This window comes from Paucibacter sp. XJ19-41, assembly GCF_028462495.1.
Classification (GTDB): domain Bacteria; phylum Pseudomonadota; class Gammaproteobacteria; order Burkholderiales; family Burkholderiaceae_C; genus Roseateles_E.
The window spans coordinates 36,735-51,980 of record NZ_JAQOWX010000012.1; the positions used below are offsets into that span (position 1 = coordinate 36,735).

General features: G+C 67.7%; 12 protein-coding genes. 7 read left to right on the plus strand and 5 right to left on the minus strand.

All coding sequences use genetic code 11. The annotated features are described in order from the left end of the window. Nucleotides 1-161 precede the first annotated feature (161 nt). Together PO768_RS04945 and PO768_RS04950 are read left to right on the plus strand one after the other, a co-directional pair. Complete coding sequence (locus PO768_RS04945; protein ID WP_137941370.1) at nt 162-560, plus strand: phage holin family protein; 399 nt, start codon at nt 162-164, stop codon at nt 558-560. Beyond that, complete coding sequence (locus PO768_RS04950; RefSeq protein WP_269838072.1) at nt 560-871, plus strand: YqjK family protein; 312 nt, start codon at nt 560-562, stop codon at nt 869-871. The genes PO768_RS04945 and PO768_RS04950 overlap by 1 nt, the downstream gene beginning before the upstream one ends. 2 nt (nt 872-873) lie before the next feature. Here the strand turns inward: PO768_RS04950 and PO768_RS04955 are convergent, their stop codons facing one another. Then, nucleotides 874-3,201 carry a YgiQ family radical SAM protein gene (locus PO768_RS04955; RefSeq protein ID WP_272645157.1) on the minus strand — a complete coding sequence of 776 codons (2,328 nt, stop codon included), beginning with the start codon at nt 3,199-3,201 and terminating at the stop codon, nt 874-876. 91 nt (nt 3,202-3,292) lie between these two features. Next, nucleotides 3,293-4,003 carry a TetR family transcriptional regulator gene (locus PO768_RS04960; RefSeq protein WP_272645158.1) on the minus strand — a complete coding sequence of 237 codons (711 nt, stop codon included), beginning with the start codon at nt 4,001-4,003 and terminating at the stop codon, nt 3,293-3,295. Between the two features lie 147 nt (nt 4,004-4,150). Between PO768_RS04960 and PO768_RS04965 the strand changes: the two genes are divergently transcribed. The 4 genes from PO768_RS04965 (at nt 4,151) to PO768_RS04980 (ending at nt 10,728) form a co-directional block, all read left to right on the plus strand. After that, on the plus strand, nt 4,151-5,386 hold the full coding sequence (locus PO768_RS04965; RefSeq protein WP_442953176.1) for an efflux RND transporter periplasmic adaptor subunit: 1,236 nt from the start codon (nt 4,151-4,153) through the stop codon (nt 5,384-5,386). 18 nt (nt 5,387-5,404) lie between these two features. After that, nucleotides 5,405-8,569: an efflux RND transporter permease subunit gene (locus PO768_RS04970; protein WP_272645159.1), complete on the plus strand. Its 3,165-nt coding sequence runs from the start codon at nt 5,405-5,407 to the stop codon at nt 8,567-8,569. 257 nt (nt 8,570-8,826) lie between these two features. Beyond that, a complete protein-coding gene (locus PO768_RS04975) occupies nt 8,827-10,077 on the plus strand; it encodes an efflux transporter outer membrane subunit (protein ID WP_442953175.1) in 1,251 nt (416 codons plus the stop codon). Nucleotides 10,078-10,116: 39 nt separating this feature from the next. Continuing rightward, nucleotides 10,117-10,728, plus strand: a complete 612-nt coding sequence (locus tag PO768_RS04980; RefSeq protein ID WP_262971397.1) for a trimeric intracellular cation channel family protein — start codon at nt 10,117-10,119, stop codon at nt 10,726-10,728. A 16-nt stretch (nt 10,729-10,744) separates the two neighbouring features. Here the strand turns inward: PO768_RS04980 and PO768_RS04985 are convergent, their stop codons facing one another. The 3 genes from PO768_RS04985 to PO768_RS04995 form a co-directional block, all read right to left on the minus strand. Continuing rightward, on the minus strand, nt 10,745-10,969 hold the full coding sequence (locus PO768_RS04985) for a hypothetical protein (protein ID WP_137941378.1): 225 nt from the start codon (nt 10,967-10,969) through the stop codon (nt 10,745-10,747). Between the two features lie 292 nt (nt 10,970-11,261). Further along, on the minus strand, nt 11,262-11,468 hold the full coding sequence (locus PO768_RS04990; protein WP_137941637.1) for a cold-shock protein: 207 nt from the start codon (nt 11,466-11,468) through the stop codon (nt 11,262-11,264). A gap of 216 nt (nt 11,469-11,684) precedes the next feature. Next, the gene (locus PO768_RS04995; RefSeq protein ID WP_272645161.1) at nt 11,685-13,913 is read right to left on the minus strand and encodes a molybdopterin-dependent oxidoreductase; all 2,229 of its coding nucleotides are present in this window, start codon (nt 13,911-13,913) and stop codon (nt 11,685-11,687) included. Nucleotides 13,914-14,335: 422 nt separating this feature from the next. On the opposite strand from PO768_RS04995, the gene PO768_RS05000 reads away from it, so the two are divergent. Continuing rightward, nucleotides 14,336-15,196, plus strand: a complete 861-nt coding sequence (locus PO768_RS05000; RefSeq protein ID WP_272645162.1) for a serine hydrolase domain-containing protein — start codon at nt 14,336-14,338, stop codon at nt 15,194-15,196. Nucleotides 15,197-15,246 lie beyond the last annotated feature (50 nt).

The window sequence follows — 15,246 nt, forward strand, 5'->3', positions numbered from 1 at the left end:
GGGAAGAATGGCAGGCCGCACATCGGCGCTATCGCTCTTGACCGTTTGCGCTCGTTATAGACGATTTGCCGCCGCATCCTGCGACGATCTAACAACAACCGGGGCGCGGCTCCGTGATATTGCCGCTAAGCTGGCCGGCAAGTGAAGACCAAGGAGATGGCATGGACAACAAGAACGAGGCGGATGCAGCGCCGAGCGGTGGGCTGATCGGGGCCTTGCAGCGCCTGGGCGAGCACGGCCTGGAACTGCTGCAGGTGCGGCTGTCCCTGCTGGGCACCGAGCTGGAAGCCGAGAAGCTGCGCCTGCTGACCGCCTTGCTGCGGGCCTTGCTGGCCCTGGTGCTGGTGGCCTTGGCCTTGGGCCTGCTGAGTGTCGCGCTGGTGCTGCTATGCCCCGATCCCTGGCGCTGGCTGGCGGCCTTGCTGCTGGGCCTGGTTTATGTCGGCGGGGCCTACGGCCTGTGGCAGAAGGCGCGGGAGCAGATGAGCACGCCGGGCGGCTTGTTCGCGGCCAGCGTGGCCGAGCTGGCGCGCGATCGCGACGCGCTGAGGGGCTCCTGATGTTCAGCCTGGCCGAGGCGAGGGTTCGCCAGCGCCAGCTGGAGCTGCGGCTGCGCAGCGCCGAGCTGCGCGCCGCCCTGCAGCAGGACGGGCGGGCGCTGCAGACGCCGCTGCTCTGGGCCGACCGCGGCCTGCAGGCCTGGGCCTGGCTGCGCGGCGTGCCCTGGACGGGCCGGCTGCTCGCCAGCGGGGCGGCCTTGCTGCTGTTGCGCCGGCCGAGCCGGCTGCTGGGCCTGGCGGCCCGGGGCTTTGGCTGGTGGCGGCTCGGACAGCGGCTGCTGGCGCTGTGGCGCCGCCCACCGCCGACCTGAACTCAGCGCCCCGGCTTGGCTTTCCTGACGGCGGGCCGGGGCGGGCGGCTGCCGGTATCCCGCGGCGGCAGGCCGGTGTGTTGGGTCAAGATCTGACCCTTGAGCGGCGGGGTGCGCACGGCCTGCTTGGCCAGTGGTTTGGCGACCGAGGTCTTGACACCGGTCGGCGTCGAGTTCTTGCGCCGGGCGCTCTCGTAGCTGCCGTCGGTGACCGGCTGGAAGCTCGGGATCAGGTGGTGCTTGCCATTGCCGATCAGGTCGGCCCGGCCCATGGTCTTCAGTGCCTCGCGCAGCAGCGGCCAGTTGTTGGCATCGTGGTAGCGCAGAAAGGCCTTGTGCAGGCGGCGGCGGCGGTCGCCGCGCACGATGTCGACCGTCTCGCTGTCGTGGGTGACCTTCTTCAGCGGGTTCTTGTTCGAGTGGTACATGGCCGTGGCCGTGGCCATCGGGCTGGGGTAGAAGGTCTGCACCTGGTCGGCGCGGAAGCCGTTCTTCTTCAGCCAGACCGCCAGATTCATCATGTCCTCGTCCGAGGTGCCCGGGTGGGCGGCGATGAAATAGGGGATCAGGTACTGCTTCTTGCCGGCCTCCTCGCTGGCCTGCTCGAACATCTTCTTGAACTTGTCGTAGGTGCCGATGCCGGGCTTCATCATCTTGGACAGCGGCCCGCCCTCGGTGTGCTCGGGCGCGATCTTCAGATAGCCGCCGACATGGTGGGTCACCAGCTCCTTGACGTACTCGGGCGACTGGATCGCCAGGTCGTAGCGCAGGCCCGAGCCGATCAGGATCTTCTTGACGCCTCGCAAGGCCCGCGCGCGGCGGTACATCTTGATCAGCGGATCGTGATTGGTGTTCAGGTTCGGGCAGATGCCGGGATAGACGCAGCTGGGCTTGCGGCAGGCGGCCTCGATCTCGGGCGACTTGCAGCCGATGCGGTACATATTGGCCGTCGGGCCGCCGAGGTCGGAGACCACGCCGGTGAAGCCCTTGACCTTGTCGCGCATCTCCTCGATCTCGCGGATCACCGAGTCTTCCGAACGGCTCTGGATGATGCGGCCCTCGTGCTCGGTGATCGAGCAGAAGGTGCAGCCACCGAAGCAGCCGCGCATGATGTTGACCGAGAAGCGGATCATCTCCCAGGCCGGGATCTTGGTCTCGCCCTCGTGGCTGCCGTTCGCATCGGCATAGCTCGGGTGCGGCGCGCGGGCATAGGGCAGGTCGAAGACATGGTCCATCTCGGCCGTGCTCAGCGGGATCGGCGGCGGATTGATCCACAGATCGCGTTCGCCATGGCGCTGCACCAGCGCGCGGGCATTGCCCGGATTGGTCTCCAGATGCAGCACGCGGTTGGCATGGGCATAGAGCACCGGGTCGCTCTTGACCTGCTCATAGGCCGGCAGGCGGATCACGGTCTTGTCGCGCGGCGGCAGCGTGATCTTGGCCGGGCGGTGGATGGTGATGGGCTTGGGCGCGTCGGCGGCGGGCTTGTTGCCGCTCGCGCTGCTGCAGGAGGCGCCCTGGTCGGCGGCGGTCTCCTCGATGGTCTGGTAGGGGCTGATCAGATCGTCGATGCGACCCGGCGTGTCGACTGAGGTCGAGTCGAGCTGGAACCACTCGTGCGAAGTCGGGTCGTCGGTGCGGCGCATGAAGGCGGTGCCGCGCACATCGGTCAGGCTCTCGATCGGCTCGCGCCGCGCCAGCCGGTGGGCGATCTCGACAATGGCGCGCTCGGCATTGCCATAGACCAGCAGATCGGCCTTGGCGTCCACCAGGATGGAGCGACGCACCTTGTCACTCCAGTAGTCGTAATGCGCGATGCGGCGCAGCGAGGCCTCGATGCCGCCGATCACGATGGGCACCTCGTTCCAGGCTTCCTTGCAGCGCTGGGTGTAGACCAGCGTGGCGCGGTCGGGCCGCTTGCCGCCCTGGCCGCCGGGCGTGTAGGCGTCGTCGGAGCGGATCTTGCGATCGGCCGTGTAGCGGTTGATCATCGAATCCATATTGCCGGCCGCCACGCCAAAGAACAGATTCGGTTTGCCCAGGGCCTTGAAGGGGTCGACGCTCTGCCAGTCGGGCTGGGCGATGATGCCGACCCGAAAGCCCTGCGCCTCCAGCGTGCGGCCGATCACCGCCATGCCGAAGCTGGCGTGGTCAACATAGGCGTCGCCGGTGACGATGATGATGTCGCAGCTGTCCCAGCCCAGCTGGTCCATCTCGGCCCGGCTCATCGGCAGGAACGGTGCCGGCCCGAAGCGCTTGGCCCAGAACGGGCGGTAGGCCGTCAGGGCCTTGTTGGGCTTGGCCGGGGCGATGGTGGTGTGGGCGGCCATGGCGGTGGGGCTGGCGGGCACCCCGCTATTGTCCTTGACCTGGGGCAAACCCGGTCATTGCCAATGCAAATCAAGGGGATTGGCGGTGTATTTATTCCGCCTGCCGGGCTTTGCTGCAGGCGCCGGCCAGTCCCAGCCGAGCCTGCTCGGCCTCGCTGAGCGGCGGCAGCAGCCCCGCATCGTTGCCGCGGGCCAGGCTGCCGAGAAAGCCCTCGATGGCGGTCTGGCCGACCTCGATCAGGTCGAAGCCGTCCTGATCGATCACCCACTGGTGCAGCAGCCCGTCGACCAGCGCGACCAGGGCCACGGCGGCTAGCGACACATTCAGCCCGGCCGGCAGCAGGCCTTCGGCGATGGCGCGCTCGAAGGCGGCGCGGTTCTGGGCGCGCCAGCCCTGCATCGCCTGCAGCTTGCGCTCCTGCAGGGCCTGCAGTTCGCCGGTGTACTCGACCTTCTTCATCGCGATCTCGAAGACCCGACGGGTGCGCTCGTTGTGGACCGCGCAATGGAAGATGTTGACCAGGCCCCAGCGCAGCTCGGTCAAGGTCAGCGGCGGCGCCTCGCCCTCGGACTGCGGGCTCATGCCTTCTTCCAGCGGCAGCGTGGCGCGGTCCATCATGGCCTGGAACAGCTCGGCCTTGTCCTTGAAGTGCCAGTAGACCGCGCCACGGGTCAGGCCGGCGGCCTCGGCGATCTGCTGCAGCGAGGTGCGTGACACCCCTTGCCGCAGAAACAGGTGTTCCGCTGCATCGAGCAGGTGGTGGCGCGTCTCCTGCGCCTCTTGTTTGGTTTTGCGTGCCATGACCCCAGGATTTTATACGGGTTTACATACATCCATGAATGTATGTGTATATACTCCGGGTCAACCCCGAGTTCAAGCCGCTGGCGTCATCCGTCGTACCCCTGTCGGCCGCGAGGCGCACCAATTTCAAGAGAGGCCCCACCCGTGATCTGTTCAGCATCATCCCAACAGCAGCCCGCCCCCCTCAGCCTGGGCAGCCGTGTGCTCTATCTGGTCCCGCTGACGGTGGCGATCGCCGCCGTGCTGCTGGGCTGTTCCAAGGAAGGCGCAGCCCCGGCCAAGGGTGGCGGCATGCCGCCGCCGGCGGTGGGCGTGGTCACGGCGGCCTTGCAGCCGGTGGCCGTGCAGACCGAGCTGCCGGGCCGGGTCGAGGCCCAGCGCGTTGCCCAGGTGCGAGCCCGTGTCAACGGCGTCGTGCTCAAGCGCCTGTTCACCGAAGGCGCCGAGGTCAAGGCCGGCCAGGCCCTGTTCCAGATCGATCCGGCGCCGTATCAGGCGGCCTATGACAGTGCCCAGGCCCAACTGGCCAAGGCCCAGGCCAATCTGAGCCAGGCCGCGGCCCAGGCGGAGCGCAACAAGCCCCTGGTCGAGGCTCGGGCGATCAGCCAGCAGGAATACCTGGTGGCGGTGGCTGCGGCCAAGCAGGCCGAGGCCGATGTGGCCGCCGCCAAGGCTGCGATCACGACGGCCAAGCTCAATCTGGACTATGCGGCCGTCAGCGCACCGATCGCCGGCCGCATCGGCCGTGCGCTGGTGACCGAGGGCGCGCTGGTCAGCGCCGCCGAAGCCACCCAGCTGGCGCTGATCCAGCAGACCTCGTCGGTCTATGTCAATTTCACGCAAAGCGCCAATGAGGTGCAGCAGTTGCGGCGTGCGCTGGCGGCGGGCCAGCTGCGCTCGGCCGGCGGGGCAGATGGAAAACAGGCCGCCCAGGTGCAGGTGCTGCTGGACGACGGCAGCACGAAGACCGGCAAGCTGCTGTTCACCGATCTGACGGTGGACACGAGCTCGGGCCAGGTCTCGCTGCGCGCCGAGGTGCCCAATGCCGACAGCGCGCTGCTGCCCGGCCAGTATGTGCGGGTGCGCCTGGTCCAGGCCGAGCGGCCGGCGGCCATGCTGCTGCCGCAACAGGCGGTGACGCGCAGCAACACCGGCGACACGGTGCTGGTGGTCGGCGCCGACAACAAGCCCCAGCAGCGCCCGGTCAAGATTGGCGGCGCCCAGGGCAACCAGTGGGTGGTGCTGGACGGCCTGAAGCCCGGCGAGAAAGTGATTGCCGACGGCTTCCAGAAGATGTTTGTGCCCGGTGCACCGGTCAACCCCGTGCCCTGGTCGCCGGCGAGCTCGGCGCCCGCAGCCGCGGCCTCGGCCGCCAGCCGCTAAGACAGGCAGGACTCAGCTATGGCACGTTTTTTCATCGACCGCCCGATCTTCGCCTGGGTGATCGCGCTCTTCATCCTGGTCTTCGGCGGGGTCGCGATCACACAATTGCCGGTGGCGCAGTACCCCACCGTCGCACCGCCATCACTGGCCATCAATGTGGCCTATCCCGGGGCCTCGGCCAAGACGCTGGACGAGAGCGTGGTCTCGGTCATCGAGCAGGAGCTCAATGGCGCGCCCGGCCTGGCCTCTATGGAATCGGTCAGCCAGGCCAATGGCACGGGTGCGATCACCGTGACCTTCGAGCCCGGCACCAATATCGACCTGGCCCAGGTCGAGATCCAGAACCGCCTGTCGCGCGCCAACCCGCGCCTGCCGGCGGCGGTGACACAGCAGGGTGTGCGCGTCGACAAGGCGCGCAGCAACTTCCTGCTCTTCGTCACGCTGTCCAGCAAGGATGGCTCGATGGATCCGGTGGCCCTGGGTGACTACGCGGCGCGCAATATCGTGCCCGAGATCCAGCGCATTCCCGGCATCGGCCAGGCCCAGCTCTTCGGCACCGAGCGCGCAATGCGCATCTGGCTGGAGCCGGCCAAGATGTTGTCCTTCAACATCAGCCCGGCCGAGGTCAATGCGGCTATCCGTGCGCAGAACGCGCTGGTGCCGGCCGGCACGATGGGCGATCTGCCCAATCTGTCCAGCCAGACCATGTCGGCCACCGTGGTGGTCAAGGGTCAGCTGGAGAACGTCGAGCAGTTCGGCAATATCGTGCTGCGCGCCAATGCCGATGGCTCCAGCGTGCGGCTCAAGGATGTCGCCCGCATTGAGCTGGGCGGCCAGGGTTACAGCACCTATGCGCGCCTGAACGGCAAGCCCTCCACCGGCATCGGCGTGCAGCTCTCGCCCAGCGGCAATGCGCTGGCGGCGGCCACCGCCGTCAAGCAGCGCATGGCCGAGCTGGAACGCTTCTTCCCGGCGGGCGTGATCTATGAGACGCCCTACGATTCGTCGAAGTTCGTCGACATCTCCATCACCCAGGTGGTGCACACCCTGGTCGAGGCCATCGTGCTGGTCTTCCTGGTGATGTATCTGTTCCTGCAGAACTGGCGCTACACGCTGATCCCCACCCTGGTCGTGCCGGTGGCCCTGCTGGGCACCTTCGCGGTGATGCTGGGCATGGGCTACTCGATCAACGTGCTGACCCTGTTCGGCATGGTGCTGGCGATCGGCATCCTGGTCGACGACGCCATCGTCGTGGTCGAGAACGTCGAGCGCATCATGAGCGAGGAGGGGCTGTCGCCCCGCGAGGCCACGAAGAAGGCGATGGGCCAGATCTCGGGCGCCATCATCGGCATCACCGTGGTGCTGGTGGCGGTGTTCGTTCCGATGGCCTTCTTCAGCGGCTCGGTCGGCAATATCTACCGCCAGTTCTCGCTGGCCATGGTGGCCTCGATCTCGCTGTCGGCGCTGATGGCGCTGACCCTGACCCCGGCGCTGTGCGCGACCTTGCTGAAGCCGGTCGAGGCTGGGCACCACCATGACAAGCGCGGCTTCTTCGGCTGGTTCAACCGCGGCTTCTCGCGCACCGCCAAGGGCTATGAGGGCTGGGTCGCCAAGCTGCTCAAGCGCGCCCCCAGCATGATGGTGGCCTTCCTGGCCATCGTCACCGTGGTGGGCTGGCTCTACCTGCGCCTGCCGACCTCCTTCCTGCCCAATGAGGACCAGGGCTATCTGATCGTCAATGTGCAACTGCCCCCGGGCGCGACGGCGGCCCGTACCGAGGCAGCGGTCAAGTCGGTCGAGGACTTCATGCTCAAGCAGCCCGAGGTGCAGTCCACCATCGGTGTGATCGGTTTCTCGTTCTCCGGCCAAGGCCAGAATGCCGCCCTGGTGTTCGTGCCGCTGAAGCCCTGGGAGGAGCGGACCAAGCCCGAGAACAGCGCCAGCGCGCTGGCTGGCCGTGCCTTCGGCGCGATGATGATGGGGGTGCGCGACGCCTTCATCTACCCGCTGTCGCCGCCGCCCATCCCCGAGCTGGGCACGGCCACCGGCTTCGCGCTGCGTCTGCAGGACCGCGCCGGCCTGGGCCACGAGGCCTTGCTGGCCGCGCGCAACCAGCTGATGGGCATGGCGGCCCAGAGCAAGATCATCACCGGCATGCGCCCCGATGGTCTGGAAGATGCGCCCCAGCTGCAGATCGACATCGACCGCGACAAGGCCAATGCCCTGGGCATCGGCTATGACGCCATCGCTGCCGTGCTGGGCACCCAGCTGGGCTCGTCCTATGTGAATGACTTCCCGAACCAGGGCCGTTTGCAGCGCGTCGTCGTGCAGGCCGATGCCCAGGCCCGCATGCAGCCCGAAGACCTGCTGCGCCTGAACGTCAACAACGCCCAGGGCAAGTCGGTGCCGCTGTCGGCCTTCGCCTCGACCCGCTGGATCAGCGGCCAGATGCAGGCCACGCGCTACAACGGTTATCCGGCGATGCGCCTGGCCGGCGATGCCGCGCCCGGTGCCTCGACCGGCGACGCGAGGAAGGAGCTGGAGGCGATGGTGGCCAAGCTGCCGGCCGGCATCGGCTATGAGTGGACCGGCCTGTCGCGCGAGGAAAAGCTCTCGGGCGCCCAGGCCACCGTGCTGCTGGCCTTCTCGCTGCTGGCGGTGTTCCTGTGCCTGGCCGCGCTGTACGAGAGCTGGTCGATCCCGTTCTCGGTGCTGCTGGTCGTGCCGCTGGGCATTCTGGGTGCGGTGCTGGGGGCCACCCTGCGCGGCATGCCCAATGATGTGTACTTCAAGGTCGGCCTGATCACCATCATCGGTCTGTCGGCCAAGAACGCGATCCTGATCATCGAGTTCGCCAAGGACCTGCAGGCCCAGGGCAAGGGCCTGGTCGAGGCCATTCTCGAAGCCGCCCATCTGCGCTTCCGCCCCATCATCATGACCTCGATGGCCTTCATCCTGGGCGTGACCCCGCTGTTCTTCGCCAGCGGCGCCGGCTCGGCCAGCCAGCGCGCGATCGGCACCGGCGTGCTCTCGGGCATGCTGACCGCGACCTTCCTGGCCGTGCTGTTCGTGCCGGTGTTTTTCCTGGTGGTGCGGCGCGTGTTCAAGGGCAGCGAGCGGCAGCGCAAGATGTACGCCCACGAGCTGGAAGCCCATCCGGTGCGCGACGCCGAAGGAATCTGAGATGCATAAGAACAATCCCCTGACCTTTGTGAGCGCCGCCGTGGCCGCGCTGCTGCTGGCCGGCTGCGCCAATCTGGCGCCCGCGCACCAGCGCCCGGCCGCCCCGGTGGCGCAGAGCTGGCCGGCGCCGGCGGCCGCCACCGGACAGGCTGCGGCCGAGCTGGCTTGGCCGCAGTTCTATGCCGGCGATGCACGGCTGGCCGAGCTGATCAAGCTGGCGCTGCAGAACAACCGCGATCTGCGCGTGGCGCTGCTCAATGTCGAGCAGGCGCGGGCGCTGGCCCGTGTGGCCGACGCNGCAGTTCTATGCCGGCGATGCACGGCTGGCCGAGCTGATCAAGCTGGCGCTGCAGAACAACCGCGATCTGCGCGTGGCGCTGCTCAATGTCGAGCAGGCGCGGGCGCTGGCCCGTGTGGCCGACGCCAACCGCCTGCCGACCGTCGGTGTCGGCCTGTCCGGCAGCCGCCAGCCGACCGCCGACGGCGGCAGCACGCGCAACTACCAGGCCGGCCTGCAGATCACCGCCTTCGAGCTGGACCTGTTTGGCAAGATCAAGAACCAGAGCGACGCGGCGATGGCCCGCTATCTGGCCACGGTCGAAGGCGGCCGCGCCGCGCAGATCGCCCTGGTCTCCGGTGTGGCCTCCAGCTATCTGGCCCTGCAGGCCGATGAGGAGCTGTTGGCGCTGGCCCGCCAGACCCTGGCCACGCGTGAGGACAGCCTGCGCCTGACCCGTTTGCGCTACGAGGTCGGCGCGGCCTCGGCGCTGGATCTCAGCAGCGCCGAGTCGGCCGCTGCAGCCGCGCGCGCCACCGTCGCCCAAACCCAGCGCCAGCGCGATCAGGACCAGAACGCGCTGGTGCTGCTGCTGGGCCAGCCGCTGCCGGCGGCGTTGCCGCAGGGACAGGCGCTGGCCGCGCTGCAGCTGGCCGATGTGCCGGCCGGTCTGCCGTCTGAGGTCTTGGTGACGCGCCCCGATGTCTTGCAGGCCGAGCAGCAGCTGATCGCTGCCAACGCCAATATCGGTGCCGCGCGCGCTGCCTTCTTCCCCAGCATCACGCTGACCACCAGCCTCGGCACGGCCAGCAGCCAGCTGTCCGAGCTGTTCAGCAACACTGCCTGGACCTTCACCTCGCAGGCGCTGATGCCGCTGTTTGATGCCGGCCGCAACCGCGCCAATCTGGAGGCCGCCAAGGCCGCCCAGGGCATTGCGGTGGCGCAGTACGAAAAGGCGGTGCAGACCGCGTTCCGCGAAGTCGCCGACGCACTGGCCGGCCGCGCCACGCTGGATGAGCAGCTGCAGGCGCAGCAGGCACAGGCCGAGGCCGAGGGCCAGCGCCTGAAGCTGGTCGAGCTGCGCTATGCCAACGGCGCCTCCAACAATCTGGAGCTGCTCGACGCCCAGCGCGCCAGCTTCGCCGCCCAGCAGGCGGTGCTGCAGGTGCGCCTGGCCAAGCTGCTCAACGGTGTGCAGCTCTACAAGGTGCTGGGGGGCGGCCTGGGCTGATACATTGCCGCCCATTGCTCTTGAAGCCATGGTGCGGCGATGTCGGTGCTCTATCTGCTGGATCTGCTCGGTGTCGCGGTGTTCGCGGTCAGTGGGGCGCTGGCGGCCGGCCATCTGGGCCTGGACCCGGTCGGCGTCATCGTCTTTGCGGCGCTGACCGCCGTCGGCGGCGGCACCTTGCGTGACCTGCTGCTGGGCCGTCATCCGATTTTCTGGATGAGCGATGTCCGCTATCTCTATGTGATTGCGGCGGCGGCGCTGGCGACCACTTTATGGGTGCGCTGGTTTGTCGTGCCGATGCAGTCGCTGCTGGTGGCCGATGCGCTGGGGCTAGCGCTGTTCGCGCTCTGCGGTGCGCAGCTGGCCGAGGCCCGGCGCCTGCGCGGCATCGTCATCGTGCTGCTGGGTACGATGACCGGTGTCGGCGGCGGGGTGCTGCGCGATGTGCTCAGCGGCCAGGTGCCGCTGCTGCTGCGCAAGGACATCTATGCCTCGGCAGCGATCGCCGGCATCGTCGCCTATCTGCTGCTGCAGCGCCTGGGCCTGCCGCGCCCCTGGGCCTTCGGCATCGGGCTGGCCGCTGTGGCCGGCATCCGGCTCGGCGCGCTGGCCTGGGGCTGGCAGCTGCCGGCATTTCGTTTGCCGGCTTGAAGCCAGGACCTGGGCCTCAGTGCGTGCGCACCCAGGCCAGACCTTCGTTGGTGGCGTAGCGCAGGGCGGCACGTTCGCTGATGAAGCGTGGCGTGAAGCGCATCACGCGGTCATGGCTGGCCATGCCGCGGCCGGAGCGTATCGATACCGAGGCGGCAAAGCTGCCATCGGCTTGGGGTTTGATCATCGGTGAGACAAGGTACTTGCCCACCTCTATGCTGTTCTTGTGCATATTTTTCATGGAGGTGTGCGCCAGGACGCTGTGTCTCGGCGCGATAAGGGATTGAACGCTCGAATGAAGACCTGCCGCATCAGCAAAGCTGGCGCATGGGTGTTCATCGACGGTGTTCGGTGGTTTGTGACCTCGAGAGGTCAGGGCATTGGCTTGGGAGGCCGCCCGCTGTGTACTTGCCGGTTTCTTTTTATGGTCTTGGCAGGTATTTGAAGCACGGTGGGCCGGGTTGAGCCGGCCCACCGTTTGGCTTTGAAGCGATCAAAGCAGGTGACGCTCACGCGTCACCATCGACAGCCAATTACAGGCCGCGGATGTTCGAAGCTTGCAGACCCTTGGGGCCTTGCTTGACTTCGAATTCCACCTTCTGGTTTTCAGCCAGAGTGCGGAAGCCGCCGTTGTTCTTGATTTCGCTGTGGTGGGCGAACAGGTCCTTGGAGCCGTCTTCCGGCGTGATGAAGCCGAAGCCCTTGCCGTCGTCAAACCATTTCACGGTGCCAGTTTGCATAGTCGTCATGATGTGTTCCTTTGGAAACAAATTAAAAAACCACCTCGCAGCCACATGGCCGGCGAGGACAGAAACACTCAAGAACAGTCAAACGGGAGTTGAAACTGAAGCGAGCCGCTCGCGAACGATCATGCGGGGCTGCAGATTGAAGACCTTGAAGAAACGGTCTTGTGCGTATCTATGCGCCGAGCATACCACAGCAGTTCGCCATTGCCCTCAACTGATTGAGACCGGTGCCAAACGCACCGCCACACCGCTGAGCACGGCGTTGCCCGACAGCGGGTCGCGCAGCCCCTCGTCCAGCAGCGCATTCATATTGACGCCCGGCCGCTGCGCCGCCAGCGAGAGCCGGCTGCCGGCCAGGTCATGGCCCCAGCCATGCGGCAGGCTGACGACGCCGGGCCGCATCTCCGCGCTCAGTGCCACCCGCACCTGCAACTCGCCCGCCGCGCTGCTGAGCCGGGCCATGCCCGCCTCGCTGAGGCCGTAGCGTTTGGCATCGTCGGGATGGACCAGCAGGGTGCAGCGCTCCGGACCCTTGGCCAGTGTCGGCAGGTTGTGCATCCAGCTATTGCCCGAGCGCACATCGCGTCGCCCGATGAGCAGCAACTCGGGCACTGGTGCTTCGAGTGCCGCATCGACAGCGCCCAGATCGTCCAGCAGCAAAGGCGGCGCGAGCTCGATGCAACCCGAGGGTGTGCGCAGCAGCTCGGGGATGCGCGGCTGCAGCTCGCCCAGATCGATGCCGCCCGGCGCGGCGCGCACCTTGGCCAGGGTCAGGCCTTGCGGGTTCTTGCCGAAGCCGTCGCCATAGGGCCCGCTGCGCAGCGCCAGATCGACCAGGCGCTCCGGGCCGCGCCAGGGCGTCAGCGCTTGCAGCACGGCTGCCGCATGGGCGCCGGCCAGGCGCTGCACATCGGCCGCAATCGCGGCATCGTCGAGCGCCTGCAAATCGCCGCGCCAGTCGCGGCCTTCGATCATCGCCGTGAGACGCAGCAAGGTCTCCCATTCCTCGGGCTGGCCGGCCGGCTTGTCGAACACCGGGCCGGAGAAGCGCGCATGGTTGCGGTAGGAAAACTGCGGGAAGGCCAGGTCGTAATGCAGGTCCTCCAGCGGCGACAGCCCGGGCAAGATCACATCGGCATGGCGGCTGGTCTCGTTCAGATAGATGTCCAGGCTCAGCATGAAATCCAGGCTGTCGAGCGCGGCGGCCAGGCGCGGGCCGTTAGGCGCCGACAAGACCGGATTGGCCGCGATCGCAATGACGGCGCGCACCTGACCCTCGCCGGCGGTTTCGATTTCCTCGGCCAGCACGGTGATTGGCAGTTCGCCGAACACCTCGGGCGCGTCCGAGACCCGGCTGCGGCGCCGGCCGGTGCTGATGCCCTTGCCGCTGCCGGGCTGGCCCAGCGTGTTGGCGGCAAAGGCGGCCGCCTTCGGAAACATCGCACCGCCGGGCGCGTCGAGCTGGCCGATCAGCACATTCAGCACATCGACCAGCCAGCTGTTGAGCGTGCCGAAGCGCTGGGTGCAGGTGCCGATGCGGCCATAGACGGCAGCGCGCGGCGCCAGCGCCAGCTCGCGGGCCAGGCGGCGCTGGGTGGCGGCGTCAATGCCGCAGCCGGCGGCCATGCGTTCGGGCGGATAGTCCAGCAAGACCTGGCGCAGCGCGGCCAGGCCCTGGACATAGGGCGAGAGCCGGCCGAGCCGCAGCAGGCCCTCATCGAACATCGTGTGGGCTAGGCCCAGCAGCAGGAAGACATCGCCGCCGGGCAGGATCGCCAGATGCTCATCGGCCTGGGCCGCCGTCTCGCTGCGGCGCGGATCGACCACGACGATGCGGCCACCCCGCGCGCGCATGGCCTTGGCCTTGCCGCGGTAGTCGGGCACGGTCCACAGACTGCCGTTGCTGACCATGGGGTTGGCGCCCAGCATCAGCAGGTAGTCGCAGCGCTCGATATCGGGCACGGGAACCGACAGCCAGTGACCGAACATCAGGCCGCTGGACAGCTGCTTGGGCATCTGGTCCAGGGTCGAGGCCGAGAACACATTGCGCGTGCCCAGGGCCTTGACCAGGCGCGGGAAGTAGCTCAAGAGGCTTATCTTGTGGGCGCTGGGGTTGCCGATCACGGCGGCCACCGCGTCGCGGCCGTGCGTGTCGAGTATTGGCAGCAGGCGGCGCTCGATCTCGGCGAAAGCCTCGTCCCAGCTGGCCTCGACGAACTCGCCGGCGCTGTTCTTGATCAGCGGCGTGCGCAGCCGATCGGGGTCTTCGTGCAGGTCTTTCAGCGACACGCCTTTGGGGCAGATATAGCCATGGCTGAAGACATCCTGCGCGGCGCCGCGAATGCTGATGACCTTGGCCCCCTCGGTCACGATCTCCAGCCCGCAGCAGGCCTCGCACAGAGGGCAGATGCGGTAGTGGCTTTGCTGCGGCTCGCTCATGTTTTGTCTCCGGCTGGCTGGCGGGTTGATTGTGCGCGGCCGGCATTGAGGGGGGCGGTCATCTTGGTGACAGTGCGTGGCCAGGGTAAATGCCGCCCCGGCCGGTCTTGTGCGCAAGCCGGGGCGACGCGGAGAATCGAGCCAGGCAAATGGAGTGGCGGTCCCTATGAAACGCTATGCATGGCTGATATCCCTGGCGCTGCTCTGCGCCTGTGGCGGCGGTGGTGGCAGTGGCGAGGGCAGTGCCGCCCCGCCGGTCGCTACCGCGCCGATTGAATGGCGGGCGGCTGCGTCGGCCGAGTGGCCTCACAGCGGCGCCGCTGCGGCGGGGCTGTCCGAGGCCCAGCTGGATCAGGCCTTCCAGGCCGGGCGCGAGCTGCCCGGGCTCTACGGAATGCTGCTGCTGCGCCGCGGCGCCCCTGGTGGGCGAGGCCTACTACAACGGCAAGGGCGCCGACGACCTGCTGCAGCTGCGCTCCGTCACCAAGACCGTGACGGCCACGCTGATCGGCATTGCGGTGGCCGAGGGGACGATTGCCAGCATCAATCAGCCCATTGCCGACTATCTGGCCGCCGACTACGGCGCCCTGCTGGCCAACAAGCCGGGCCTGCGCATCCGCGACTTGCTGACCATGACTGCCGGGCTGCGCTGGGACGAAAGCACGGCGGCCGGCTACAACGACTGGGTGCTTTCGCCCGACCCGACCCGCTATGTCTTGCAGCGCGAAGCGGTCGATGCTCCCGGCCAGCGCTTTTCCTACAACTCAGGCACCAGCCATCTGCTGTCGGTGATTCTCAGCAAGGCCGCCGGCGTCAGCACCGAGCAATACGCGGCGCAAAAGCTGTTCGCGCCACTGGGCATCGCACGTTGGGGATGGGCCAGGCTGGCTGACGGCTACCATAACGGCGCGGCCGATCTGCAGCTGCGCGCCCGCGACCTGGCGAAACTGGCCCTGCTGTGGCAGCAGGGCGGTCGCTGGCAACAGCAGCAGCTGGTGCCCGCCGACTGGATGGCTGCGGCGGGCCGGTCGCAGATCTCGCGCAGCAATCCGCTCGGTGGCCTGGCGATCACGGACTATGGCTATCTGTGGTGGCTGGGGCAGCAGGGCGGGCAGGCCTTCCAGCTGGCCTGGGGCTATGGCGGTCAGTTCGTGCTGACCCTGCCGGGCCGGGACTTCAGCGTGGTGATGCTGAACCAGCACAACGTTGCCCAGGCGCCGCAGCAGGAGAGCCGGAGCATGGGTTTGCTGGTGCAGAACGTGCTGCCGGCCTTGCTGCCTTAGGGGCTGCTGGTCGGTGCCGGCGGCTGCCGACGCTTCATGCCCTCTTCATC